This window comes from Agromyces kandeliae (assembly GCF_009674665.1).
Classification (GTDB): Bacteria; Actinomycetota; Actinomycetes; order Actinomycetales; family Microbacteriaceae; genus Agromyces; species Agromyces kandeliae.
This window is the reverse complement of sequence record NZ_WKJD01000002.1, coordinates 26,319-48,618: the sequence shown is the minus strand read 5'-3', so window position 1 is coordinate 48,618 and position 22,300 is coordinate 26,319. Positions and strand designations below refer to the sequence as shown.

Sequence of the window (22,300 nt, the reverse complement as noted above, 5' to 3'; positions counted from 1 at the left end):
TCCACAGCCTCTTGCGGACCGCTGTACGAAGAGACAGAATGCTGTACATGCGTACAGCCTCGGCCGCCGACGGCGACCTCACCGCTCGCGCGCGCATCGTCGCCGCAGCGCTCGACCGCTTCGCCGCGCACGGCTACGACGCCGCCACCATGCGCGACATCGCGGCCCACGCGGGCGTCAGCACCGCCCTCGTCACCCACCACTTCGGCACCAAGCAGGCCCTCCGAGAGGAGTGCGACGCGCGCGTCGCCGCGTTCATCGCCGCCAAGCAGCACGCCGCAGCGCCGTCCGACGTGCTCGGCGAGGTGCTCGGCACCTACGGGCCCTACCTCGCGCGCATGCTCGGCGACGGCGGCGCGGCATCCGACCTGCTCTTCGGTCGACTTCTCGACATCGCGCGCACGGCGATCCACGACGGTGCGGCGAGCGGATGGCTCCGCCCTTCCCGCGACCCGGACGCCCAGGCCGTCGCCCTGGTCCTCCTCGGCGTCGCGCCGTTCCTGCTGCTCGATCGACTCGCCGCCTGGGCGGGCGGCGACGCCGAGGCCGCCCTGGCGCGCCTGGCGATCCCGCTCGCCGAGCTGTACTCCGACGGGCTCGTCACCGACGACCGGCTGCTCGCCGCGACCGGTCTCGTCACCGAGGAGGCACGATGAAGCTGCTGTTGGTCACCGCGGGCTCCCGCGGAGACGTGGAACCGTTCGCCGCGCTCGCCCGGCGCGCCGCGGCATCCGGTCACGAGGTCCGCCTCGCACTGCCCGACCGCTCCGGCGTCGACACGACCGGGATCGAGACGCGCAGCCTGGAGGCCGACTTCTCGGCGATGATCGAGTCGCAGGGCGTCTCGCCGCTGGCCGCGATGCGCAACCTCCGCGACGTGGTGCGCCCCGTGATGCGCTCCGTCATCGTCAATGCGGCGCACGCGGCGCTCGAGTTGCGGCCCGACGTCATCGCATGGCATCCCAAGGTGCTCTCGTCGCCGCTCGTCGCCGACGCGCTCGGCATCCCGCACGTGCTCGTCGAGCTCGTGCCGGCGATGACGGCGACCCGCGAGTTCCCCGCTGCAGGCACGGTGGCGCGCGACCTCGGACCGCTGAACCCGCTCACCTACCGCGCGGCCGCGGCCGCAGGCGGCATGTTCCGGCGCGAGGTCGAGGAGGCGGCCGAGGTGATGGGCACACCCCGCGCACGCCGGTCGTCGCCGCCGGCGGCGACCCTGCTGCCGATCAGCCCGGCGATCCTGCCGCGCCCGGCGGACTGGCCGGAATCGGTCGCGCTCACCGGCGCATGGCGCGCGCCCGAGGCGACGACGGATGCCCCGTCGACCGCCACGACGGCGGATGACGCCGCGCCGACGCCCGATCCCGTCCTCGCCGACTTCCTCGCCGGCGGCCCCTTCGCCTACGCCGGCTTCGGCTCGATGGCGGCGGGCGACCCGGCGGTCCGCGGACGCGCGCTCGTCGCGGCAGCGCGGGCGCGCGGCATCCGCCTGCTCGTGGCGACCGGCCTCGGCGGCATCGCGGTGCCCGACGACGCTCGCGGCGACGACGTGTTCGTGACGCGCTCGGTCGATCACCGGGTGGTCCTCCCCCGCGCGGTGGCGGCCGTGCACCACGGCGGCATCGGCACGGTGCAGGCCGCGACCGCTGCGGGCACCGTGTCGATCGTGGTGCCGTTCATCGCCGACCAGCCGTTCTGGGGTGCGACGCTCCACCGCCGCGGGCTCGCGCCCGCCCCGATCCCCCGCCGGCGGCTGACCGCCGATCGCCTCGCCGAGGCGCTGGCTGCCGCTCCGGCGTTCCAGTCGGCGGTGGATGCCGCGGCCCGGGCCATGGCCGACGAGGACGGTGCGGCCGAGGCGCTCGGCGTGCTCGAGCGCGTCGCGGCACGCCCGAGGAACGACGCGCTGCGGCATCCGTGACCCGATCCCGCCGAGGTCGGGTCGACGATGGCGATTGTGCCCACGGCCGCACGGGAGGATCCTGAACCCATGAACGACCGCGAGGAATTCCTGATCTGGATCAACAACTCGCTCGTCCGGGCCGAGCGAGCCCTGTTCAACGGCGACGCCGGTCCCAGGCGGTCGACGTGGTCCGACACCGACGACGTGAGCGTGCTCGGCGCCTGGCGCAACGCGGTCGGGCGTGCCGAGCTGCTCGATGCGTTCGACGGCGTCGCCGCGAGCTTCTCCGCCTGCACCGACTACGCGTTCGAGCTGATCTCGTTCGACGTCTCGGGCGACATGGCGTACACCGTGGGCTACGAGCGCATCTCCGCGATGAAGGACGGCGTGCCGAGCACCTTCACCGTGCGCTCGACGCAGGTGTACCGCCGCGAGCACGGCGAGTGGAGGGTGCTGCACCGGCACGCCGACACGATGGCGTGACGGCGTGCCGGGCACCGGGCGCGGAGGGCGCGTCAGCGGGTCAGCGTCACCTTCCGCAGGCCCTCCGGCCGGTCGGGATCCGATCCGCGGAGGATGGCGAGCTCGGCGGCGAGCACCTGGAGGGGGAGGATCTCGAGCACGGGCACGAGCTCGTCCGGCACTCCGGCTGCGGCGTCGATCGACGTCGACCCGGGGATGACGGCCGGGCCGATCTCGAGGATCCGCACCCCCCGGGCCCGCGCGGCCGCCGCGAAGTCGACCACCGACTCCCGCCCCGCGGAGGCCCCGGTCAGCGCGATCACGAGCGTGTGCTCGTCGACCTGCCCGAGGGGGCCGTGCGTGGCATCCGCTGCGCTCCACCCCGACGCCGCGATGCCGGACGTCTCCATCAGCTTGAGCGCGCCCTCCTTCGCCGTGGCCATCGAGAAGGCGCGCCCCACGAGCATCATGCGCTCGACGTCCGCGAGCTTCGAGGCGATCGGCCCGACCTCGACCTCCAGCCGGTCGAGGAGCCCGTCCGCGCGGGTCGCGAGCGCGTCGACCTCGTCCTCGAGCCGTGGGAGCTCCTCTCCAGCCACGCCCCGCGCGAGCGTGTGCACCGCGAGCAGCTCGGCCGTGTAGCTCTTGGTCGCGGCGACCGAGAGCTCGGGTCCGGCGGCGAGATCCAGGTGCACGTCGGCGAGCCCAGCCAGGCCGCTCGCGGCATCGTTCGTGATCGACAGGAGCGGGAGCCCCGCGGCGCGGAGCGCCACCGCGGTGGCGGCGAGGTCGGGCGACCGTCCCGACTGTGAGATCGCGACCTGGACGCCGGAGGGGTACGCGGGCGTCACGCCGAGCACGCTGTGCAGGCTCGGCGTCGTCAGGAGCGCGGGGAGCCCCAGCACCCGCTGCACGAGGTACTGCCCGTAGATTGCCGCATGGTCGCTCGAGCCGCGGGCGACGAACGCGACGAGCTCGGGCGTCGCGGCGCGGAACGCGTCGATCGCCGCCTCCCAGGCCGTGCGCTGCGTCGGGATCAGGTCCCGCCACCGTGCGGGCTGCTCCGCGATCTCGGCCCGCATGAGCGCGCCCGGCGCCATCACGGCCGCGCTCACGAGCTCAACCCCGTGATCATCGAGACGAGCTCGTTGTGGCTGGTCTCGGCGACCCGCTTCGTGCCCACCTGCCGTCCGCGACGGAGCACGGTCACGCGGTCGGCGATCCGGAACACCTGCTCCATGTTGTGGCTCACGACGAGCACCGCGGCGCCGCGCGCCTTGAGCTTCAGGATGAGCTCCTCCACCTTCGCGGTCTCGGCGACGCCGAGCGCCGCGGTCGGCTCGTCCATCAGTACGAGCCGGCTCGCCCAGTGCGTCGCGCGCGCGATCGCGATCGCCTGACGCTGGCCGCCGGAGAGGTCGCCGAGCGCCGCCTTCGCCGTCGGGATGCGCACGTCGAGGTCGTCGACGAGCTGCTGCGTCTGCCGTGCCATCTCGGCGCGGTCGAGCAGCCCGAAGGGCTTCCGCCGCAGCTCGCGCCCGAGGAACAGGTTCATGTAGACGGGCTGCAGGTCGACGAGCGCGAGGTCCTGGTAGACCACCTCGACGCCGTTCGCGCGCGCGTCCGAGGCATCCCGGAACGCCACGCGCTCGCCCGCGAGCCGGATCTCGCCGTCGGTGGGCTGGTGCACGCCCGAGATGATCCTCACGAGCGTGGACTTGCCGGCGCCGTTGTCGCCGACGAGCGCGACGACCTCGCCCGCCTCGACCTCGAGGTCGAAGCGCTCGATCGCGACGATGCCGCCGAAGTGCTTGCTGATGCCCGACAGGCTGAGCGGGTTCATCGTGCGGTCTCCGTTCCCTCGTGCGCCTCGGCGAGGCCGAGCGGCCTCGATCCGTCGGCCGACCACAGTCCCTCGAGCCGCGGTTCGCCCGAATCGAGGCCGCGGATGCCGGCCGTGAGCGCGCGCGTCACGAACACCTGCGGCCGGAAGCCGAACACGACCGTGTCGCCCGGCCGCGCCCCGCCGTCGGACACCGGGATCGTCGCGTAGTAGTCGATCGCCTCGGACGCGGGCATCTCGACGCGGCGGGCGGTGGCGGAAGCCGCGTCGTCGTCGGGTCCGACGACGAGCGCGTCGGTCTCGGCCGCGCCCAGCACCGGATCGACGTAGAGGCCGCCGCCGAAGACGTAGGCGCGGTCGTTCCACAGGTGCGACACCTCGGAGACGTACGCGATCGCCGGCTCCTCCTCGAGGTCGCGCACCGCGTGCAGCGGCGTCGTCCCGGTGAGGCCGTGGCCCGGCTCGACCTGGGTCGCCCCCGCGAGGGCGAGTCGCTCGAGGGCCGAGGCCGAGGTCGTGCCGGGCGCGTTCACCTCGACGTCGCGGAACCCGGCCGCCTCGAGGTCGCGCTTCGCGCGGGTCAGCGTCGCGAGGTTCGGGGTCGACGCCACGTCGCCCGTCGCCCGGTCGAACAGCGTGGCGGGGAAGCTCGTGACCCCCGCGAACCGCACGCCCGGGATCCCGTCGACGCGCCTGGCCGCCTCGACCACGTCGGCGGCAGCGACGCCTCCCTCGTGCCCGGTGTAGAACCGGTCGCCATCGCCGACGATCCGGAGCAGCACGTCCTGCACGTACCCGGCGCCGGATGCCGCGGCTCCCGCCTCGCGGGCCTTCTGCTCGGAGAACACCGTCCAGTACCGGGGCCGCAGGGTCGCGGCCTCGGTCGCGCGATGACGTGGGATCTGCACGAGGTGCCCGAGGTGGCCGGATGCGAGCCCGCCGGCGGCGGCCGCGACGGCGCACTCGAGGTCGACGCCCACCGAGTGCGTGATGCCGCCGGCCCGGATGGCGCGCGAGGCGTCGGGGTTGCGGCCGATCTGCTTCGTCATCGCGAAGGCCGTGAGCCCGAGCCGGGCGGCCTCGGCGGCGACGACCGCGGTGTTGCGTTCGACGGCGTCGAGGTCGATGACGTACGTGTTCGGCGGCAAGTCGCCGGAGCGGTGGAGGGCGACGGCGGCGTCGATGAGCCGCGGGTTGCGGCGGCGCAGCAGGGACAGGAACACGGCTCAGCTCCCCTTCTTGCCGCGGAGCGACAACGAGACGGCGATCAGGATGATGACGCCGCGCACGATCTCCTGCTGCGCGACGGTGAGGCCGGCCAGGAGCAGGCCGTAGTTGATCATGCTCATGAACAGGCTGCCGACCACGGCGCCGATCATCGACGCCTTGCCGCCGGTGAGCGCGGTGCCGCCGACGATGACCGCGGCCAGCACGCTCATGAGGTCGGTGGTGCCGAGCGTGTAGGTCGCGCCGGCGAGGCGGCCCGCGTAGAGCAGGCCGGCGAGCGCGGCGGTCGTGCCGCTCAGCATGAACACGGCGATGCGCACCCGGGTCACCTTGATCCCGGAGACGCGGGCCGCCGAGGCGTTGTTCCCGACGGCGAGCACATGCGCGCCGAACCGGCGCTGCCGGAGGACGTGCCATCCGATGACCGCGGCGACGGCCGACCACCAGATGAGGATCGGGATGCCGAGCAGGGTGCCGCCGCCGAGGAGCCAGCCGAACGCGGCATCCGTCACGGGGACCGACTGGAGGTTCGTGACCTGCTGCGCGAGCCCAGCCACGAGCCCCATGGTCGCGAGCGTGACGAGGAACGACGGCAGCCGCATCACCGTCACGAAGAGCCCGTTGACGAGGCCCACTGCGGCGCCGACGGCGAGCCCGGCGAGCGCCGCGATCCACCAGGCGCCGGAGACCTGCAGGGTCGCGGCTGCGGTGAGCGCCGCGAGCGCGACCGTCGAGCCGATCGAGAGGTCGATCTCGCCGAGGCTGAGCACGAACACCGTGCCGACGGCCATGATCGTGATCGGCGTCGCCTGGGTGACGATGTTGACGAGCGTGGTGCCGTTCAGGAAGCTGGCGCCCTGCGTGGCCGCGAAGTAGAGGAACACGACGACGAATCCGACGTAGACCACGTAGTTGCGCCACGAACGGACGACGAGCTGCACCCCCTTCTCGGCGGGCGCCTGGGTCGGGGCGATGGTCATGCGGCGACTCCTTCGTGGGTGCGGCCGGCGGCCGCTCGGGCGAGGTGCAGTGCTCCGAGCACGGGCGCCGCGCCGCCCAGCTCGCTGATCGTGACGGGGAGGTCGCCGCGGCCGAGCCGGGCGAGCCAGGTTCGGACGGGAGCGAGGAGCTCCGGGCGGGACCCGATCCCGCCACCGAGGACGAACCGGCCGGGATCGACGACCGCCGCGACGGCGGCGATCGCGTGGGCGACCCACCTCGCCTCCTCGTCGATGGCGGCGACGGCCCTTGCGTCGCCGCGCTCGGCGAGGTCGAACACGTCGCGGGCGGAGGCTCCGGCGCCGAGTCGGGCGGCGAGCGCGTCGCCCGCGACGACCTCCTCGAGCGGTCCGCGCCGATGCGCGGCCGGGTCGAGCGGGTCGGCGCCGAACGGGAGGTATCCGATCTCGCCCGCCGCGTTGCCGGCGCCGGGCACGAGGGCGCGGTCGAGCACGAGGCCCATCCCGATGCCCGTGCCGATGGAGATGAACGCGAAGTCGTCGTGGTGGACGCCGACGCCCGCGGCGAGTTCGCCGAGCGCTGCCACGTTGGCGTCGTTCTCGAGCACGACGGCGCAGCCGAGTGCGAGTCGCAGTTCGTCCGCGAGGCTGAACGAGGCGAGATCGCCGAGGTTGGGTGCGAGCTCGAACCCGCCGTGCGGGTGGGCGGGGACCCCTGCACCCCCCACGCCGATCGCCCGCACCGCGTCGACCGGCGACGACACGGCGGCGGAGAGTCCCTCCACGAGTCCGGCGATCTGGCCGACGAGCGCTCGCCCGCCTCCGGCTTCGGTCGCCTCCTCGGCCTCGACCAGCGCGGCGCGCGCCCGCGGCCCGTCGCTCGCGTCGAGGGCGGCGATGCCCGCGCGCACCTTGGTGCCGCCGAGGTCGATGCCGACGACGTACCCGTCCGCGTCGCGGGCGTCCACGAGGCTCATGCGCCCACCTCCAGCAGCCGGGCGGGCGTGCGCGCCGTCATCCGCTCGATCGCGTCCTCGGGCACCCCGTGCGCGGCGAGCGCCGGCAGGAACCGATCGGCGAGGTGGGCGTAGCCCAGCTGCCCGTGCGTGCCGGGGTTCATCCAGACCTCGGCGCCGGTGAGGTCCTGTGCGAGCACGATCCGGTCGGCGTACCCGTCGGCGACGAGTTCGGCGACGAACTCGACCCGACCGCGGTCGGAGCGCGCGAAGGACCGCTTCGGGAACTCGCCGTCGGTCCGGTCGGCCGCCGGCTCGAGGAAGAAGTCCCACACCTCCTTGCCGATCGTGTCGACGGCGATGAGCGCGCCGCGGTCGAGGATGCTGCGTGCCAGGTCGACGCTGAGCTGCGTGTCGAGGTGGCCGATCACCACGCGGTCGAGGTCGACGCCCTCCGAGGCGAGCAGGTCGACCTGCTCGTGCGCCATGGTGCCGTGCGTGGTGTGCGTCATGATCGCCAGCCCGGTCTCGCGGTGGGCGCGTGCGACGGCGCGCAGCACGCGATCCTCGAACGGCGTGATCTCGCCGAGGCTCGTGGCCTGCTCGCCGAAGATGCCGGCGCGGATGCCGCTGCCGCCGATGCCGTCGACGGCGTCGGCGACGAACCGGGCGGTGAGCTCGTCGAGCGTGGCCTCCCTCGCCCACGCCGGGGCGTACGCCTCGAGGTAGAGCGCGGTCCCGCTGACGATGTGCAGCCCGCTGCGCTCGGAGATCTCCGCGAGCATCGCGATCTCCGCGCCATCCGGCTCGCGCCCGACCACGCCGTACGGCGAGAGGTCGACGACGGTGCCGAAGCCACGCGCCTCGAGCCCGGCGAGCGCACCGACCGCGAGGTCGATCCGGTCGTCGCGGGTGCCGGCGGTGAGCCACGGCCCCGGGGTGAGCGACAGCAGGTGCTCGTGGGGCATGACCCGGCCGAGCTCGGAGGGCGGCACCGGGCCGCGCACGGTCATGACGTCGGCCATCCGACATCCTTTCGTTCGTTCCGGCGGATCGCCGGGGTGGGAGGGGCCGCGAGCCGGCCGGGCCCCTCCTCCGGATGGTCAACCGCCGGTGACGCTCGAGGGCGGCTCCACGCCGTAGTCCGCCTCCCAGCCCTCGACGAGGTTGTCCTTCGTGACCTTGGTCGGGTCGGATGCCACGAGCTCGGGCGCGTCCTTGCCGAGCACGCCGTACGCTCCCGCCCGGGCGAGCCCGGCGCCGATGTCGAGCGAGCCGTTGCCGACCATTCCGGCGACGTTCGTGCCGGTGACCATCGCGGCGGCGACCGTCGTGTCGAGGTCGTTGGTGACGACCTGGATGTCGGTGCGACCGGCGGCGCGGATGGCGGCGAGCACGCCCTGCGCTGCCGTCGCCCACGAGACGTAGATGCCCTTCAGGTTCGGGTTCTTGGCGATCATCGCCGCGGCGGCGGCCTGCGTCGCGGTCTCGTCGGCGAAGCCCTGCTCCTCGACGACCTCGATGTCGGGGTACTCGTAGGCGAGCCAGTCCGTGAACGACCGGTCGCGCTGGTTGGTGAACCAGAAGTTCGCGTTGAACGTGAGGACGCCGACCTCGCCCTCGCCGCCCAGAGCGTCGCCCAGGATCTCGGCGTTCGCGCGTCCGGCCTTGGCGAGGTCCTCGGTGACGATCGAGACGAACTCGTCGCCGGCGGCGTAGCCCTCGGGCGGCGTGGTCATGATGACGAGCTTCGCGCCCGCGTCGAGGATCGGCTGGAACGACTTCGCCGCCGAGGTGGGGTCGACCGCGATCGCGACGACGATGTCGGGGTCGAGCGCCATGACGGTCTGGACGTTGTTGGCCTGGGTGCCGGCGTCGAAGTTCGCCTGCGTGCTCGCGACGACCTCGATGCCGAGCTCCTCGAACTCGGCGCGGGCGCCTTCCTCGACGGCCGCGACGAAATCGCCGGAGGTGTGCCACACGAACGCGGCCGTGAGGTCGCCCTCCTGCACCTCGGCGAGTTCGTCGTCGGTGAGCTCGAGTTCGCCGAGCGCTCCGGGCTGCTCGCCGTTGGGGCCCTCGAACTCGAGGCTCGGCTCGGCGGCCGGTGCGCCCGGCTCGGCCGGTGCGGCCGCGGTGCCCTGCGCGGCGCAGCCGCTCAGCATCAGGGCGGATGCGACGGCGCCGACGAGCGAGACCCTCAGGACTCGAGTCGGGGTGAGCGGTGATCGTGCCATGGTGTGTGACCTTCCTGTGCGGACGTACCTGGGTGCGACGACCGGCCGGCCTCGTGCATGTCGTCGGCGAGCGTGCGTTGCCATTTTGATTTCAGTACGCAACCAAAGTCAAGACTTCTCTCGAATTCCAACGAGAGAATCGCATCGGAGCGTCGGATCGACCGCGCTCGGGCAATGCTTTACGCTCAGACTGAGCGGAAATCAGGAGGTCCGATGGTCAACGACATGCGCCGACTGAACAGGACGGCGGTGCTGACCGAGCTGATGCGCATCCGGCCGGCGAGCCGGAAGCAGCTCGCTGCGGCATCCGGCATCTCCGCCGCGACGGTCACGCGCGCGGTCGAGCAGCTCATCGCCGAGGGCGTCGTGGTCGAGGCATCCGAGCTGGTGTCGGAGCAGCGCGGCCGCCGCGCGGTGCTCCTCGACCTCGTCGCGGATCGCGCGTTCGTCGTGGGCATCGACGTCGGCGCGTCGAACACGCGCATCCTGCTCGCCGACCTCGTGGGCACGCCGATCGAGCGCCGCGAGCTGGCGACCCCGGTCGAGGCGGATGCCGCGGGGCTCGCCGCGTGGCTCGCCTCGGCGGCACGCGACATCGCGGGCGATCGCTGGGACCACGTCGCGGGCTTGTACCTGGGCCTCCCGGGCGCGGTCGGACGCGACGGGTCGACGATCTCCAACGCTCCGAACCTGCCGCAGGTGGAGGAGCCTGGCTTCCACGACCTCGTCCGCGCGCACGCGGATCGGCCGGTGCGGGCGGACAACGACGCGAACCTCGCCCTGCTCGGCGAACAGCACTTCGGCGCCGCGCGCAACGCGCCGACGGCGGTGATGGTCACGATCGGCACCGGCCTCGGTGCCGGCATCGCGATCGACGGCCGGATCCTCCGCGGCGCACACGGCGTCATCGGCGAGTTCGGGCAACTGCCGGCGGGCCCGCTCGGCACCCGGCTCGAGCTCATGGTGACCGGCCCGGGAATCCTGCGCCTCGCAGCCGAGGCGGGCGTGCGACTCGACTCGCCGGCCGACCTCTTCGCGACCGACGCCGCCGAGCCCGTGCGCGCGCTCCGCGCCCACTTCGACCAGGCCATGCTCATCGTGCTCACCGCCGCGACCGTCTCGTGCGAACCCGAGGTCATCGTGCTCGGCGGCGGCATCGCGAAGTCCCTCGCCCGCGACCTCGGCCGCTACGAGACCGTGCTCGAGCACCACCTCGGCGCGGCGCCGCGCCTCACCGCGTCGGAGCTCGGCGACTTCGCCGGCGCGACGGGCGCGATCGTCGCCGCGCTGCACGAGGTCTACCGCGGCATCGGCATCGACGAGCGCGCCTTCGGCGACCTGCCGGTCGCGGCGGAGGCGGAAGCTCGGTGACGACGCTCCGCCTCGGGTGACGGCCACCCGGCACCCGCGCGGATGGTCCTCCCGCATGCCGAGCGCCGCGCGCGTCTCCGGCAGCACGTCCTCGGCATCGTGCTCATCCGCCGCCGCGCCGTCGGACCCGCTTCGGGAGGAGAGGGCCGCAGGTCCCTCGCCGCCCGCTCGCATCGGGCGTACCATCTGAGGCGTACGGGCCCGCGGCGGCGGCTCGACGGTCGTCGACCCACGGTGCGCACCCGGGGGCGGGGGAGACGACCATGCCAGCACTCGAGCCGCGATTCTCGGCGGCGATCGACAGGATGTTCATGCCTGCGCCGGTGGCCGGCGTCCCCATCGGCCACCTGCTCCCCTTCGACCCGATCGGGTGGTTCGGCGACGAGGACCCGCTGCAGGAGTCGATGCCGTCCGTGCGCCTGCTCCGCACGCGCGACCTCGTCGACCTGAGGTTCCGGTTCGCCGGGCTCGGCCTGGAACGCGACGGAGACGGCCGCGCGCTGTTCCGCACGGCCGACCGGGGTTACCTCGTCGCGGAGTTCGGTCCGCAGCACCTCTACGAGGAGGCGTTCTTCGAGGCCGGCGGTCCGGTCGACGGCTTCCTCTCCGACGACGACGCGAAGAAGGCTGCGGGCGTCCCGGAACAGCACGGCGTGCCCGGGGCGGGAGTGCGATCGCGGGCCCTGCTCGCGCGCACGAGTCGCCTGGTGTTCTCGGTCGGCGACGAGCGCATCCCGTTCACCGGAGCCGGGCTCCTCGCGGCGATGCGTGCGCTGCCGCTCAGCGTCGTGCCCCACGCGTCTGGCCAGGCGCGTCGGATCGACTGGCGGGAGTACGCCGAGCTGTTCGCCGCACTCGCGATCGACGACGGCGTCGTGGTGCGCAGGGGCCGTGCCGAACCGCCCGTTCCGCTCCGTGGACGCCTCGGAGACCGATGGGATCGCACGCGCCTTCCCCGAGAACCGGCCGCGGCCCGAATCGATCGCGCGATCGCCGCGACGCGCCTGGCCCGAACGGCCGACCTCGTCCAGGCCCGGTTCGGCGTGGCGAGTGCCGTCGCGGCGGTCTCCGACGCGCCCGGCATGCTCCACGCCGACCCTGCGGCGATCATCGGCCGCCCCGACCGGCTCCCGCCCTCGCCTCGTCCGCCATCGGCGACGGAGACGGCGCTCGAACTGCCGTGGCGGCTGCAGGTCAGCCCGCATTCGGGCGGCGCGTTCGCGCACGCCATGGACGAGGTCGAGCACGACGACCGCGTGGAGCTCTGGCACACCAGGCTCGGCAATCGCGTCGGCACCGCGAACGCCATCGACCCGGCGGCGCCCGCGCCGGTCGACGAGGGGCGACCGGAGGGGCGCAGCATCCGAGCGGTCTGGACTCGCGACTTCGACCGCGACACGGACGCGAAGGACGAGGCCGCGAGCGCGACCGTGGCGGGCGACCCGAACGACGACGTCGACGCGCCCGCACCGTTCCGCGGCTCGCTCTCGCCGCGCGACCGCCGCCAGCTCGTGCACCTCACCTCCGACTACCGATGGCCCCGCTCGCCGGACCCGAGGTGGGAGCCGCGTCCGTTCCACGTCGAGCACCTCATGCTCACCGGGCTCGGCGGCTGGCTGCGCGGAAGCCTGCAGATCCCGGGGGACGTGCCGATCGGGCTGTCGATCGAGGAGTGGACGCAGCGAACCATCATGGCCCGCGACCAGTACGTGAAGGTCGTCTATCAGGGCGTCCTGCTGCCGTTCGGCCATCGGGCGGCGCTGGTCAAGGTCACCGAGCGGATGCTGCGGCACGGCGTCGCACGGCTCGTGCAGCGGTTGTTCGTGGTCGTGAAGGAGCCCGAGCGCGAGTTCCGCGGACATGGCGTGCCGAAGGCGGACCGTGCCATGCCGTTCCGGTGGGTGCGGATCCTCACGGCCGGCACCCCGCCGCTCGCCAAGCCCTCGCCCCTGCCCGGGGCGTTCGGGGGCAAGGTGTTCGTCCCCTCGATCCCGACCTCCGACGGACTGAACGGCGACCAGCCCGTCGCGGGCGACGTGCCGTTCACGTTCCGGATGGTCGCCACGGACGTCGAGGACCGCATCGTGGAGTTCGAGGGCCCGCTCGTCTTCGCCGAGAAGACTGCGCTGGAGGACCTCCCCGACATGGGTGTCCCGATCCCGGCGAGCCTCAAGCGGGAGTTGACCCTCGCAGCCGCGAACACCGCCTCGCCGACGTTCGACCTGCGCGGGCAGCGGATCGCGTACGCGCCGCACGCCGACCCCGACGACACGACCCTCGCCACTGCGACGCTCCGCTTCCGGTCGGTCTCGGACCCCGCCGGCGCGCCGCACTTCGCGCTGCCGGTGCTCGCCGTGGCGCGCGCCGTCGTGCCATCGATGAGCGCGTTCACGGGCCAGGCCGAGCCCGTTCCGCTGCGCTACCCGGCGACGTACCTCGACAACGGTCCCCGGCAGGACGGCGTGCCCGGCAACGGCGCGGACCAGTTCCTCGAGGTGGCCACGGCGGACGGCACCGGCCCGGCGATCCGCCAGATGGACTTCGCGAGCCAGTCGGATCGATCCGGCGGATTCGTGAGCCCCGGCGTCCAGGTGAAGGCGCTCGCCCGGCGGGTCGGTCCGGTCGGCGGCGACCTCGCGTCCAAGGATGCGATTCCCGGCGCGTTCGACGTCCAGGGCATGTTCCCGAAGGATGTCGCGAAGCTCTTCGGCGTGCTCGACCTGCGCGACCTGCTCTCGAACGCGGATGCGGTGGTGCCGCGATTCGTGGCGCAGGCCGTCGACGTCGTGGGCTCGCTCAGGGCGGCGGTCGCGCAGGTGCAGCAGCTGGACCCGGCCGCGGTGCTCGCGGCGCAGGCGGCGCCGGTACCGGCGCAGGCCGTGAAGCTCGCCGATGCCGTCGGCGACCTGGCCGATGCGTTCCTGGCGCTCGCCACTCCCCAGGCGGTCGTGCCCGACGTCGCGGCCGCCCTCGCCGACCTGTCGTCGTCGTCCCGCGAGATCGTCGACCGCTGGGAGACGGTGCTGCCCTCACTCGGTCTCGCGCGCGCCGACGCCGAACGGCTCGAGGCCGTGCTCCGACGACTCGCCGACCTCGACGGCAAGGCGGCCGACGCGGCGAAGGCGGTGCTCGCGGTCTTCTCGGGCGGACGCCTGCCCGAGTCCGTCGATGCGCGGCTCGAGTGGTCGACCCGACTCCACGCCTGGCCGGCCGGCGCGTCCGTCTTCGTCCCCGGCGGCGACGCCACCCTCCGGCTGCTCGCCGAGACCAGCGCGCCGGTGCTGCCTGGTGGAAGTCCCACGGCGATCGTGTCGTGCTCGATGCCGCCGTTCGAGCTCCGGCTCGTGGGCGACAGCGCGGTCGTGCGCCTCCGCGTCGCCGTGATGGAGTTCTCGGTGCGTGCTGGTCGCAAGCCCGACGTGAACGTCGCGCTCGCCGATCCGGGTGGCGTCGAGTTCGTCGGGCCGCTCGCCTTCGTCGAGCGCCTGAAGGGCATCATCCCGTTCGACGGGTTCAGCGATCCGCCCTACCTCGACATCCAGCCGAGCGGCATCACCGCCGGATTCGACCTCGCGATCCCCGACCTCGCGGTCGGCGTGTTCGCGTTGTCGAACATCCGCTTCTCGGCGGCGCTGGCTGTGCCCTTCATCGGCGAGTCGCTCGAGTTCCGCTTCGCGTTCGCGACCCGCGAGGACCCGTTCCGGTTGCAGGTCTCGCTCTTCGCGGGCGGCGGGTTCCTCGGCCTGGCCGTGACGCCGAAGGGGCTCCGCATGGTCGAGGCCGCCCTCGAGTTCGGGGCCGCGGTGAAGCTGAGCTTCGTCGTCGCCAGCGGCGAGGTGTCGGTGATGGCGGGCATCTACTTCCGACTCGAGGAGCTCCCCGATGGTTCGCAATCGGTCACGCTCTCGGGCTATTTCCGCGCGCGCGGCGAGGTCGACGTGCTCGGCCTCATCTCGGCCAGCATCGAGATCTACCTCGAGCTGTCGTACCGCGAGGTGGGCGGTGCCGCGAAGGCCGTCGGCAAGGCCTCGATCAGCATCGAGGTCTCGATCTGCTTCTGCTCGTTCTCGGTGACCGCCACGTGCGAGCGGCGGTTCTCGGGTTCGGGGGGCGACCCGACGTTCGCCGCGATGATGGCCGGCTACACGGACGCCGAGCAGCTCGCGCACGAACCGTGGAGCGAGTACTGCGCCGCGTTCGCGGTGGAGCAGGCATAGGAGGCGACGATGGACGAGCAGGCGATCTTCACCGCACTGCCGGGCGGCCGGGAGGACGGCCGACTTCGCGTGACGGTCTTCGTGACGCCGCGGTTGACCGTGCCGGCTGGGGCGGGGCAGGTGCCGCTGGCGGAGTCGGAGGCGTTCGCCGACTGGCCGCGGACCGTGCGCGACGCCGGCTGGGAGTTCGAGCTCGAGGGCGTGGGCACCTTCCCGGGCGAGTTCGTCGACCCTCACGTCGAGCCCGATTCCGAGCTCTGGATGCGGCTCTTCGGCGACACCGCCGTCGGGCAGGCGACCTTCCAGCACTTCGAGGAGTCCATCGTGCACTCCTATCCGGTCGAGGAGGTCGTGCGCGCCATCCGCGAGGTGTACGCGACCGCGGCGACGAAGCACGCCACCGACTTCCCTCCCGTGACGCACGGCGTGCTCAAGGACGCGCTCGACGAGCTCGGCCCAGGTTGGATCGTCCCGGAACTCGGCCACGGCGACCGTCGGATCGCCGTGCGCGAGTACCTGCGACGCCTGCGCGAGGACAGCGACCCCGCGTCGGGCGGCGCCGGCACGCCCGCCCGCGCCCGCTACCTCGACCTGGACGCCGTGCCCGCCGCGGACCGTCCGCGGACCGCGCTGCTCGCCGCGACCGGCTTCTACGACCGCGCCGCGAACCCGAACGACCCGGCGAACGCCACCCGCCCGGCGCCCGAGCCCGTCGCCCCGGAGTTCCACAGCTTCGTGGCGCGATGCGCCGACCACGAGGACCTGCTGCGCCGGCTGGGCCTCGCGATCGACCTCTCGATCGAGGACCCCGGCGTCTCGGAGCGCGGCACCCGGATCCGCGTCGTGCACGTGCAGTCCGACGAGCCCATCGCGCATCTGGCCGCCGCGGATCCGTCGCGTCCGTGGACGCGCGTGCACTATTCGGATCGCGCATGGGCGCCGATGATCGATCGCGAGCAGCCCGACATCGTCGACGGCAGCCTCGTGATCGACGACCCGGAGCGATTCCTCGTCGACCAGGTCGATCCCGACGGCATGTCGCTGAAGTTCGCGAGCCTGCTCGACACGATCGCGCGCACGGTCGCCGACCTCGACGCGACGCCGGCGACGGCGCTGCAGATGCCCTCGATGACGGACGACGCCTCCTCGCTGCCCGCACTGCGGTCGAACGGGATCGTGATCGCGCGCCGCAACCGGGCCAAGCACCTCGTCGCGCAGTTCGAGCAGTCGGCGGACCATGAGGCGGACCGCACGGGTTCGCCGACGCCGACGACCCTCGACGCGACCGACGTGACGCGCGGATGGCGCGTCGACGTGCTCGACCTCGACGCGCCCGAGCACGCGTGGCGGTCGCTGCACGAGCGCGAGGGCGAGTTCCGGCTGGTCCGACCGGCGCAGCCGTCCGAACCGCTGGTGCTCGACCCGCCCCACGTCCGCGACGAGGGCTACCTGAAGGCCGCGAGCACCTCGAGCGAGGAGGCCGCCACCACCGCCGACCAGTACCTGCACGAGACCCTGGCCGGGTGGGACGGCTGGTCGCTCGCGGTCACGCGCCCGGGACTGAAGCAGACGGAGACCGACACGGTGCAGGCGGACGAAGCGCCCGACGTGGCCGGGACCGGGTTCCCGCTCGCCGCACGGTTCCACGTGCCCGGCGGCAGTCTCCCGCGCCTGCGCTTCGGCCGGTCCTACCGCGTCCGCGTGCGCGCGGTCGACCTCTCGGCGCACTCCATCCCCGCCGACCAGCTCGACGACGCGCACGAGCGCGAGCTCGACGGGCCGTACCTGCGCTGGGAGCCGGTCCCGTCGCCGGCCGTGATCCCGCTCACGGAGTTCACCGAGGGCGAGTCGCTCATGCGGATGGTGATCCGCTCCACGCTCGGGGAGACCGTCTCGGACTACATCGCGCTGCAACGCGTCCGCGACCTGCCCGGGCACGAGCCGTCGGGCCGGATCGGGATCGTGTACCGCGAGGAGAACGAGCGCCACCTGGCGCCGCCGATCACGAGCGTGCAGCTCGCCGAGACGCACGGGCGCTTCGACGCCGCGTTCAGCGGCAGCCCGGCCGAGGTGCAGGCGCAGTTCGACCTCATCGCGGCTCGCGAGTCGGAGACGTACCTGACCATGCCGAACGGACGGCTCGTGAACCCCGCCGACCGAGCCCCGGGCCAGGAATTCACGTTCGCCAAGGACGACGTCCTCATGCAGGGCGAGTACATCGTCCGCGACACGCCTCAGCTCGCCCTGCCGTACCTGCCCGATCCGCTCTCCCGGGGCGTGTCCTTCACGACGCTGCCTGGCGACGAGATCGACGACACGACCGGCGGCACGCGCGAGCAACGCTGGCCGGGCGGCCCCGACTGGCACGACCGGTTGCCGTTCCGGTTGCGCGTCGTCGAGGGCGACGGCGTGCCGGACTTCGACGTGCCGAGCCGCACGCTCACGGTGCCGCTGCCGAAGGCGACGCTGGTCACGGTGCGGATCTCGTCGTTCCTCGACGCGCCCGACATCGACCTTATGTCGATCTGGTCGCTCGTCCGCGCCGAGCTGCAGACCGCCGGCGCGCCGGCGAGCGCGATCGCCGAGGCCCGCGAGCTGATGCGGCAGGGCCGGCACTGGATGGTGACGCCCTACGCGGAGCTCACCCTCGTGCACGCCGTGGAGAAGCCGCTCGAGCCGCCCGAGATCGCGTTGGACGCGCAGCAGCGTCGTGCGCACGGCGAGACCTTCTCGGTGCTCCCGGGATTCGTCCGCACGCACGCCGCGAGCACCGGGCGGATGGACCTGGAGGCGACGTGGCAGGAGCCGGTCGACGACCCCCTCGAACCGGCGCCGGTGTTCGTCCCGGACCCCGCGGACCCGCCGCCGCCCGGGACGCCGACACCGCCCGTGCGCCACGCCCACGTGGCCGACTTCCCGGTGACCCCGATCGAGTCGCAGGCGCGGATCGGTCGCGACGCCGCCGGGCCGGCCGGCCCGTACGGCCCCCGCCACGAGGTGCGGCACGAGTTCGGCGACACGAAGCACCGGATGGTCGACTACACGCCGATCGCGACGACCCGGTTCAGGGAGTACTTCCCGCCGAAGGTCACCGACGATCCGGACCTCGTCACGCACGCCGGTCCCGCACTGCGTGTCAACGTGCCGTCGAGCCGCCGGCCGGACCCCCCGGACGTCCACTCGATCATCCCGACCTGGCGGTGGGACGAGATGCCGCTGCGCGTCGGCTCGCGGTTCGGCGTGCGCCGCGTCCGCTCGGGCGGCGGCCTGCGCGTCTACCTGCGCCGCCCGTGGTGGTCGAGCGGCGACGACGAACTGCTGGGCGTGATCCTGCGCCTGCAGCCCTGGCTGGACTGGTTCGCCGACCTCGACGCGGGCGTCGCGGGCGCGCGCGCCCTCGGGCCGCTCGCCGAGGGGTGGGCCACATCGGTCCTCACCGGGCTCGGGCTCGGCCGCGACGAGGTCGCGAAGGCCGATTCGGCGTCGGCGCTCCTGCGCTCGAAGTTGGCCGAGGCGAGCGCCGAGCTCGTCGACGGCGGCGACGCGCGTGCCGCCCGGTCGGGCATCCTCGACGGACTGCGTGTGACAGGCGGTGACGGCGGTCGCCTTCGCCTCGAGCCCGGCCTCGCCGTCGACGGCAACGGCCGGCGCGTGTCGGTCGGCCCGAGCCCCGCTCGGCCACATCCGCGAGACGACGCCGAGCACTTCCTCGACCGGACCGCCAGCGCGATCGACCGGGCCCGGATCGCCGAGGCCGGTCCGATCGTCGAGGACGCCGCGGCATCCGCCCTGATCGGGTCCTGGCTCGACCTCCTCCTTCTGCACACGTCCGACGAGGGACGCCGCTTCACGTCGTCGTGGGGCACCGACCCGGTGTTCGAGGGGGAGCCGCTGCCCGGCGGGCCCTTCATCCACCACTTCCCGCTCCGGGTCGACGTCGGGCACGGCACCCTCGTCGAGTCGGCGACCGGTGCCTCGCCGTCGAGCGACCCCGTGACGGTCGTCGGCCACCGCCCCGCGTTCGACGAGTCCCGAGATCTCTGGTACTGCGACATCCAGGTCGACGCTGGCAGCGCCTACACGCCGTTCGTGCAGCTCGCGCTCGCGCGATACCAGCGGCACTCCATCCCCGGCGAGGAGATCTCGGCGGTGGTCAAGGCCGACTTCGTGCAACTCGTGCCGCGCCGCGAGGCGACGTTCGTCCTCTCCCCGGACGGCGACGCGATCGCCGTCACGCTCGCGGGCACCGTCGGCGTTCCGAAGTTCGCCGAGCACCTCGGGGCCCTCACGGCCCAGGTCGCCGCGTCTCGTCGGGTCGAGGCGTGGATCGAGCGCCTGCCGGAGGACGCGACGAGCGACCTCGACTGGGAGCCCGTCGACGCGCCGACCGAACTGCCGGTGCGCCACTTGCTCACCCGGCTCGGGATCCTGCGGCCGCGTCACGGCGACGTCGAGTGGGCCGGCGCGGTCGCGGTGCCCGACCGCGAGCGCGGCGTGCGGCTTCGCATCCGGATCGCCGAGTACGAGCTCCACCAGATCGACCCGAAGGGCGTCTGGCCGCCGCTCGCGTTCAAGGCCCGAGGCCGCCGGATCGTCTACGCCGACACCGTCGAGCTGCCCTGAGCCGCCTCCGCCGCCCCAGCCCGCCTACTGGCGCGCGAGCGCCGCGCGCAGCTCCGCCTCGTGGTCGACGACGTGCTCGCCCGACACGTCGAACACCACGCGGTCGATCGTGCCGGTGAACGCGAACGGCGCGGGGTAGGCATCGGTCAGCGGCGCCCCGGCGTCGAGCCCGACCGAGACACCCGAGGCGAGCCCGAGCATGATCGGGATGGTGACCGGCAGGTCGCCGCTCCCGACCGGCTGGCCGTCGACGAACAGCGTGACGGTCGCGGGCGTGCCCTTGCCCTCGCGGATGCTCGGCTGTCCCGTCGGCGCGAACTCCATGCTGAGGATGTGCGTGCCCGTCGGCACGTCGGTGTCGCTCGTGACGTGGAAGTACTCGGCCGCCACGTAGTTGTACGTGTAGACGAGCCGGCCGTCCTTGACGTAGAGGCTGTAGCCGCCGTCGACGCCGCCCTGGCTGACGAGCACGCCCTCGGCGCCGCCGTCCGGGATCTCGACCAGCGCGTTGATGGTGTGCGGGCGGTTCACGAGCCGCGGTGCGGCGCTGCCCGCCACCTCCGAGGTGTGCGGGAAGTACACGTACCGCGAGCGGTCCTTCGCGATCACCGGGCGCTGCTCGGCGAAGCGCTGCTGGCCGCGGCCGTCGATGGGCAGCACGTGGTACTTGCCCGCCTCGACGTACCAGAGCGAGATGAGCTCGCCCAGCTTGTCGGGGTACTGCGCGGCGAGGTCGTGGTTCTCGGCGAAGTCCTCGGCGACGTGGTAGAGCTCCCAGCCGTCGGCGTCGAGTTCGCGCAGCACGTCGGCCGTGATCGGGTCGCCGAATGCGCGCCCGGACTCGGCGAACGAGGCTCCCGGCCAGGGGCACACGGCGCGCCATCCGTCGTGGTAGATCGACCGGTGCCCGATCATCTCGAAGTACTGCGTGGTGTGCAGCGAGGCGGCGGAGGCATCGGTCAGCGCGTCCTTGAAGCTCACGCCCTCGATCGGCGACTGGGTGACCCCGCGGATCGCGTCGGGCGGCGTGATGCCGAGCAGGTCGAGCACGGTCGGCACCATGTCGATGGCGTGCGCGTACTGGGTGCGGATCTCGCCGCGCGCGGGGATCGCGTTCGTCCACTGCACCATGAACGGGTCGCTGATGCCGCCGCGATAGGTCTCGCGCTTCCAGCGCCGGAACGGGGTGTTGCCCGCCCAGGTCCAACCCCATGGGTAGTGGTTGAAGTACTTCGGCCCGCCGAGGTCGTCGATCGCGGCGAGGTTCTGCTCGAGCGAGTCGGGCACGAAGTTGAAGAACTTGTTCTCGTTGATCGACCCGGTGGGGCCGCCCTCGGCGCTCGCGCCGTTGTCGGAGATGAGCATGATGAGCGTGTCGTCGAGCTCGCCGAGCTCCTCGAGGAACGAGATGAGGCGCCCGATGTGGTGGTCGGTGTGCTCGAGGAAGCCCGCGAAGACCTCCATCATGCGCGCGTAGAGCCGGCGCTCGTCGGCCGAGAGGGCGTCCCAGTCCTGCACATCGGGGTCGTGCCGCGACAGCTCCGCGTCGGCGGGCACGAGCCCGAGCTCCTTCTGCTTCGCGAAGACGCGCTCGCGGTAGACGTCCCAGCCCTCGTCGAACATGCCCGCGTAGCGGTCGGTCCACTCCTTCGGCGCGTGGTGCGGCGCGTGCATCGCGCCCGTCGCGAAGTACGTGAAGAACGGCTTGTTCGGGGCGACCTGCTTCGCGTCCGCGATGAACGTGATCGCCCGGTCGACGAGGTCCTCGGTGAGGTGGTAGCCCTCCTCCGGCGTCTTCGGCGGTTCGACGCGGTGGTTGTCGTGGGTGAGCTCGGGGTAGTACTGGTGCGTGTCGCCGCCCAGGAACCCGTAATACCGCTCGAAGCCGCGCCCGAGCGGCCACCGGTCGTACGGCCCGGCCGCGGTCGTCTGGTCGGTGGGCGTCAGGTGCCACTTGCCGACCGCGAACGTGTTGTAGCCCTCGCCCTTCAGGATCTCGGCGAGGAACCCGTTCTCGAACGGCACGTTGCCGTCGTACCCGGGGAACCCGGTCGAGGTCTCGGTGATCGCCGCCATGTGGTTCGAGTGGTGGTTGCGTCCAGTGAGGATGCAGGTCCGCGACGGCGAGCACAGCGCGGTCGTGTGCATGTTCGCGAACCGCACGCCATTCGCCGCGATGCGGTCGATGTTCGGGGTGCGGATCGGGCTGCCGTAGCATCCGAGCTGCCCGTAGCCCATGTCGTCGATGACGATGAACAGCACGTTCGGGGCGCCCTCCCCGGCCCGCAGCGGCTCCGGCCAGGCCGGCGACGATTCGTCGAACGTGCGCGCGACCACCCCCGGGAACGTGGTTCCGGGTCGGTACTCGCGCAGCGTCGGCTCCTCGGACATGTCTCCCCCATCCGACCGCGCAGCAGCGCGCGGCCCCCGTCGGAACCTAACAACGGCTCGCGGGAGCCCGCGGGCCTTCCGTCCCGTGCGAGCCACGTGACCCCTGGCCTG

Annotated in this window: 14 protein-coding genes; 6 read left to right on the top strand and 8 right to left on the bottom strand. The window is 72.9% G+C overall.

From position 1 onward, the window contains the following. The first annotated feature begins 47 nt into the window (after positions 1 to 47). From GJR97_RS00235 to GJR97_RS00225, 3 genes are all read left to right on the top strand, one after another. On the top strand, positions 48 to 656 hold the full coding sequence (locus GJR97_RS00235) for a TetR family transcriptional regulator (RefSeq protein WP_195760565.1): 609 nt from the start codon (positions 48 to 50) through the stop codon (positions 654 to 656). Then, positions 653 to 1,921, top strand: a complete 1,269-nt coding sequence (locus tag GJR97_RS00230) for a glycosyltransferase (RefSeq protein ID WP_195760564.1) — start codon at positions 653 to 655, stop codon at positions 1,919 to 1,921. Before GJR97_RS00235 ends, GJR97_RS00230 begins: the two co-directional genes overlap by 4 nt. Before the next feature lie 69 nt (positions 1,922 to 1,990). Beyond that, positions 1,991 to 2,386, top strand: coding sequence for a YybH family protein (locus tag GJR97_RS00225; RefSeq protein ID WP_154344560.1), 396 nt, complete (start codon positions 1,991 to 1,993; stop codon positions 2,384 to 2,386). Between the two features lie 32 nt (positions 2,387 to 2,418). Here the strand turns inward: GJR97_RS00225 and GJR97_RS00220 are convergent, their stop codons facing one another. The 7 genes from GJR97_RS00220 to GJR97_RS00190 form a co-directional block, all read right to left on the bottom strand. Then, positions 2,419 to 3,480, bottom strand: coding sequence for an SIS domain-containing protein (locus tag GJR97_RS00220; protein WP_154344559.1), 1,062 nt, complete (start codon positions 3,478 to 3,480; stop codon positions 2,419 to 2,421). Next, complete coding sequence (locus GJR97_RS00215; protein WP_154344558.1) at positions 3,477 to 4,208, bottom strand: ATP-binding cassette domain-containing protein; 732 nt, start codon at positions 4,206 to 4,208, stop codon at positions 3,477 to 3,479. Before GJR97_RS00215 ends, GJR97_RS00220 begins: the two co-directional genes overlap by 4 nt. After that, a complete protein-coding gene (locus GJR97_RS00210; protein ID WP_324612923.1) occupies positions 4,205 to 5,431 on the bottom strand; it encodes an alanine racemase in 1,227 nt (408 codons plus the stop codon). The genes GJR97_RS00215 and GJR97_RS00210 overlap by 4 nt, the downstream gene beginning before the upstream one ends. 3 nt (positions 5,432 to 5,434) lie before the next feature. Beyond that, positions 5,435 to 6,415 carry an ABC transporter permease gene (locus tag GJR97_RS00205; RefSeq protein WP_154344557.1) on the bottom strand — a complete coding sequence of 327 codons (981 nt, stop codon included), beginning with the start codon at positions 6,413 to 6,415 and terminating at the stop codon, positions 5,435 to 5,437. Then, on the bottom strand, positions 6,412 to 7,371 hold the full coding sequence (locus GJR97_RS00200; protein ID WP_154344556.1) for an ROK family protein: 960 nt from the start codon (positions 7,369 to 7,371) through the stop codon (positions 6,412 to 6,414). The genes GJR97_RS00205 and GJR97_RS00200 overlap by 4 nt, the downstream gene beginning before the upstream one ends. Then, on the bottom strand, positions 7,368 to 8,375 hold the full coding sequence (locus tag GJR97_RS00195) for a phosphotriesterase family protein (protein WP_154344555.1): 1,008 nt from the start codon (positions 8,373 to 8,375) through the stop codon (positions 7,368 to 7,370). The genes GJR97_RS00200 and GJR97_RS00195 overlap by 4 nt, the downstream gene beginning before the upstream one ends. Before the next feature lie 78 nt (positions 8,376 to 8,453). After that, positions 8,454 to 9,587 carry a substrate-binding domain-containing protein gene (locus tag GJR97_RS00190; protein WP_154344554.1) on the bottom strand — a complete coding sequence of 378 codons (1,134 nt, stop codon included), beginning with the start codon at positions 9,585 to 9,587 and terminating at the stop codon, positions 8,454 to 8,456. A gap of 213 nt (positions 9,588 to 9,800) precedes the next feature. On the opposite strand from GJR97_RS00190, the gene GJR97_RS00185 reads away from it, so the two are divergent. The 3 genes from GJR97_RS00185 (at position 9,801) to GJR97_RS00175 (ending at position 19,798) form a co-directional block, all read left to right on the top strand. Continuing rightward, the gene (locus tag GJR97_RS00185) at positions 9,801 to 10,958 is read left to right on the top strand and encodes an ROK family transcriptional regulator (protein WP_195760563.1); all 1,158 of its coding nucleotides are present in this window, start codon (positions 9,801 to 9,803) and stop codon (positions 10,956 to 10,958) included. A gap of 263 nt (positions 10,959 to 11,221) precedes the next feature. Next, entirely contained in the window at positions 11,222 to 15,175 is a 3,954-nt protein-coding gene (locus GJR97_RS00180; RefSeq protein WP_154344552.1) for a hypothetical protein, read from the top strand. 9 nt (positions 15,176 to 15,184) lie between these two features. After that, positions 15,185 to 19,798: a hypothetical protein gene (locus GJR97_RS00175; RefSeq protein ID WP_154344551.1), complete on the top strand. Its 4,614-nt coding sequence runs from the start codon at positions 15,185 to 15,187 to the stop codon at positions 19,796 to 19,798. Positions 19,799 to 19,822: 24 nt separating this feature from the next. On the opposite strand, the gene GJR97_RS00170 is transcribed toward GJR97_RS00175, so the two are convergent. After that, positions 19,823 to 22,189 carry an arylsulfatase gene (locus tag GJR97_RS00170; protein ID WP_154344550.1) on the bottom strand — a complete coding sequence of 789 codons (2,367 nt, stop codon included), beginning with the start codon at positions 22,187 to 22,189 and terminating at the stop codon, positions 19,823 to 19,825. Positions 22,190 to 22,300 lie beyond the last annotated feature (111 nt).

What these genes read in the sequence shown, in the direction of transcription:
- GJR97_RS00225 (WP_154344560.1), top strand. Translation starts at nt 1,991, where the DNA reads ATGAACGACCGCGAGGAATTCCTGATCTGGATCAACAACTCGCTCGTC.
- GJR97_RS00195 (WP_154344555.1), bottom strand. Translation starts at nt 8,375, where the DNA reads ATGGCCGACGTCATGACCGTGCGCGGCCCGGTGCCGCCCTCCGAGCTC.
- GJR97_RS00205 (WP_154344557.1), bottom strand. Translation starts at nt 6,415, where the DNA reads ATGACCATCGCCCCGACCCAGGCGCCCGCCGAGAAGGGGGTGCAGCTC.
- GJR97_RS00200 (WP_154344556.1), bottom strand. Translation starts at nt 7,371, where the DNA reads ATGAGCCTCGTGGACGCCCGCGACGCGGACGGGTACGTCGTCGGCATC.
- GJR97_RS00185 (WP_195760563.1), top strand. Translation starts at nt 9,801, where the DNA reads ATGGTCAACGACATGCGCCGACTGAACAGGACGGCGGTGCTGACCGAG.
- GJR97_RS00190 (WP_154344554.1), bottom strand. Translation starts at nt 9,587, where the DNA reads ATGGCACGATCACCGCTCACCCCGACTCGAGTCCTGAGGGTCTCGCTC.
- GJR97_RS00230 (WP_195760564.1), top strand. Translation starts at nt 653, where the DNA reads ATGAAGCTGCTGTTGGTCACCGCGGGCTCCCGCGGAGACGTGGAACCG.
- GJR97_RS00180 (WP_154344552.1), top strand. Translation starts at nt 11,222, where the DNA reads ATGCCAGCACTCGAGCCGCGATTCTCGGCGGCGATCGACAGGATGTTC.
- GJR97_RS00215 (WP_154344558.1), bottom strand. Translation starts at nt 4,208, where the DNA reads ATGAACCCGCTCAGCCTGTCGGGCATCAGCAAGCACTTCGGCGGCATC.
- GJR97_RS00170 (WP_154344550.1), bottom strand. Translation starts at nt 22,189, where the DNA reads ATGTCCGAGGAGCCGACGCTGCGCGAGTACCGACCCGGAACCACGTTC.
- GJR97_RS00175 (WP_154344551.1), top strand. Translation starts at nt 15,185, where the DNA reads ATGGACGAGCAGGCGATCTTCACCGCACTGCCGGGCGGCCGGGAGGAC.
- GJR97_RS00235 (WP_195760565.1), top strand. Translation starts at nt 48, where the DNA reads ATGCGTACAGCCTCGGCCGCCGACGGCGACCTCACCGCTCGCGCGCGC.